3 protein-coding genes and 2 pseudogenes are annotated in these 3176 nt (G+C 35.6%); all 5 read right to left on the bottom strand.

What is annotated here, in order from left to right:
• Window positions 1-45: 45 nt before the first annotated feature.
• Complete coding sequence (locus F9856_RS11840) at window positions 46-951, bottom strand: glycosyltransferase family 2 protein (RefSeq protein WP_050584853.1); 906 nt, start codon at window positions 949-951, stop codon at window positions 46-48.
• Window positions 952-1621: 670 nt separating this feature from the next.
• The gene (locus tag F9856_RS11835; RefSeq protein ID WP_202106715.1) at window positions 1622-1798 is read right to left on the bottom strand and encodes a hypothetical protein; all 177 of its coding nucleotides are present in this window, start codon (window positions 1796-1798) and stop codon (window positions 1622-1624) included.
• Window positions 1799-1800: 2 nt separating this feature from the next.
• Window positions 1801-2295 (bottom strand): annotated as a pseudogene (locus F9856_RS11830) (hypothetical protein); the annotation flags it as partial.
• 46 nt (window positions 2296-2341) lie between these two features.
• Window positions 2342-2635: a helix-turn-helix domain-containing protein gene (locus tag F9856_RS11825; protein ID WP_202106714.1), complete on the bottom strand. Its 294-nt coding sequence runs from the start codon at window positions 2633-2635 to the stop codon at window positions 2342-2344.
• Window positions 2625-2990, bottom strand: a pseudogene (locus tag F9856_RS11820) (type II toxin-antitoxin system RelE/ParE family toxin). The gene F9856_RS11825 and the pseudogene F9856_RS11820 overlap by 11 nt, the downstream one beginning before the upstream one ends.
• Window positions 2991-3176 lie beyond the last annotated feature (186 nt).

Here is a 3176-nt window from a genome sequence, read left to right as displayed (position 1 = left end):
ACTCTTTTTTTGACCAGTCGAGTTCTTTCCCGCTCCCAGGGAACCTTATTCTCTAGCAATCTGATAGAGATAGGCAAAGAGTGGCTTGATGATGTCCCTCTTCAGCCGTTGTTTGAAATAGTCTACTTCCAGTAGCTGGCAGGCAAAGTTCTCTGCTTTTTCTAGCTCTGCTCTACTGGTCGAGTAGGTAGCAGGGAACATGGTCTTGCCCAGATAGAGCATATCTCCCTCGTAGGGCACTCCATGGCTCTGGTAAAAGTGGCGATTGGCCCGATTCAGTCGCTCGAGGGTGACAGACTGAGGGACTGACGAAGCACTGCCCTCTCTAGCTCGAACATGGATCAGATGGAGGTGAAGCAAGTAGACCTCCTCTTCCATGATGATTCGCCTGTGAAGCTCAAAGTCCTCAACCCCATCGAAGCGGGAGTCATAGCGGTACCCTTTCTCCTTCCAGCTCTTTGTCCTAAAAATCACGCCAGGGTGCAGGAGGTAGGGATGAAAAAGATAGAACGTCCTCAATTCATTAAAGGTGGTCAAGCGTCTTTCACCAAAAGCCACCTCCCACTTGTTGCCATGAACAGGGCCTGGATAGCTGGTACAGCCACTCATAAAGACCCGTGGGTTATTTTCCATAAAGTTGACCTGTATCCGAATACGGTCATAATGAGCCAAATCATCTGCATCCATACGGATGATATAATCTGTATCGATATGGTCAATGCCATAGTTGAGAGCATAGGAAATGCCTTTGTTCTCCTCATAGGAAAGAATTTTCACGGGATATTGTTGCAATTTTTCTAAAGTTTTATCTCTACTACCATCGTTAACAACCACTATCTGATAATTATCATAGCTTTGTTTCAATAGACTATCCAAACAATCTCCGATGTGTTCCTCCCCGTTATAAACAGGAATAAGCACCGTTACAGATGGTTGAGTTTTCTCTGTCAAAACATCTCCTCCTCTCCAATAAAACAACAAATAAACAGCATATATATATCAGAGGCTATCCTTTTTATAAAATATCCCTTTTTCACAAGGATTATAAGACCTCGTAAAAAAAGTATACACAATTTAACTTTAGCATATTTAAAATAAAAACTCCAGTAAAAACATACATTTTATGAAAAATATTCGTTTATTTTTTCAGGAATAATAATCACTTAATATAGCGACATGTATTAAAAATAAGGCATATCTAAACTTATCAATTTGAGAACTCTAAAACTATTTTGAGAATGGGCTACTGACACTATAACTTAAGGTTGTCCTAATATCAAATAGTTCAATAAAATACGCTAAATTACTAATCTACTTTTTACCTTTTTCATTCTAAATTGTAAAGTACAAACAAGTACAATATACTAGAGGGGTAGTAAAAAGGTATTAAATTGATGAGTTCAGCAGGAAGGGAAATAGTACCTTATCAAGAGCCAGCTGAAAAAGGCAATAACATGAAAATATTATGAATGATGACTTCTGATATACAGGAATATAATGCAAAAAAAAAAAAAAACGAATGATGTACTATCTTTTTACTTCAAAGAGCAAACATCATTCGTTTTTTGTTGACTGATTTTTGGGGTTGATTACTTTTTCAGTGACCTCCCTTATCAAGGTGCTATTTTTTAATTAATGCCACGTTAACTTTCGATTGATGAATTTTATTGATTGGGACTTCTTTCATTTCACGGTAAACATCGATGAAATTCTTTCCTACATTGTTTTTGGAGTTAACTGCATTTGTTTTTATATTAATAACTTTTTTAGTATCGAAAGAATGGTTTAAGAAATCCATAACTAACTCTCCTTTCTCATCTTGTAATCAAGATTTTTATCAATGTCAAAATAGTATTTTCTATCAATCCAAATTGGTCCTTCTCCTTTAGAAATAGCAAGTACATCTACTGGACCTCCTACTGTTTCAAGAGTGTTGACAATTTTTCTCTTAAATGAAGTTAATTCAATAAATGTTTTAGCTGTACTCGCCATTTCATTAAGTGGTTGCATTCCAATAAGGTCTATTATAGGATTTATAAAATATTTTTGCTGTATAGATGATATATTTTCAAATATATTCTCAGTTTCATCACCCAATCCATTTTTCTCCAGAACTGATGATACTTGCTCTGCGATATGTTCATTTAAGTTAGGATCTATACCATTCATAATCGTCTCAACCATCTCTGACTGTGCAAAAGGGATTATATGACAAGTTTTATGATGATTTATCTCGCTTTCATTAACAACTTTCCAAATTAATCGTTTAGAAAAAATTCCATATAATTCAATTTTTTATTTAATATTCCAATTTCTGCTGTCAAAATATCACCTAAACTTTCTAAACCTGCTCTTGCTCTAATGGTACAACGGCTAAGGTCTTACCAAGACTTGCCAATACTTTTAAAACTGTATCAAGTTGTGGGCTTGTCTTTCCTGTTTCCATTCTAGCGATAACTGGCTGACTAACACCGCTCATCTCCTCTAGTTTCTTCTGACTAATGCCCTTTTCATTTCTAGCCTTGATAAGCTCACTCATGATAGCCACGCGCATATCACTTTCCAAAATTTCCTCTTCGCTGAATAATTCAGCTCTTACATCTTTCCAGTTACTACCAATAGCGTTATTTTTCATTGTCTAAACCTCTTTCTTTTAAATCTGCTAACTCACGTTTAGCTTGCTCAATTTCTCTTTTAGGTGTTTTCTGTGTCTTTTTCATAAAATGGTGCAGTAAAACAAAGCTACCATCAATCCAATCCACAAATAAAATTCTATCTCTAAGTGGTCTTAATTCACAAATTTCAGCATCTAAATGCTTAATATAGGGTTCGCCTGCTCGTGTTCCATGCTGGCTTAGTAACTCAATATAATCATTGATTTTATTGAGCTTAATTCTACTATCTTTCCATTTTTTACTGGCAAGCTCTCACATATAATCTAAAACAGGCTCATTCCCATTCTTATCCTTATAAAAATAGATATTATGCACTATTAGCACCTCTTTCTAAGACCTGTTATAACCTAAAAGTTATTATTTGTAAATACTTTTAAGTTATTAAAACAAAAAAAAGCACCTAGTTTCCTAGATGCTAGCACAATAGCCCGGATTCGAACCGGAATCTCCTCCATCAAGGCGTAATCCCTATATACTACTCCTTGTGCCTTAGAATATTAG

The organism is Streptococcus suis (assembly GCF_016743335.1).
Classification (GTDB): Bacteria; Bacillota; Bacilli; order Lactobacillales; family Streptococcaceae; genus Streptococcus; species Streptococcus suis_Y.
Note: the sequence above shows the minus strand (reverse complement) of the source record. Positions and strands in the feature narration are given on the sequence as shown.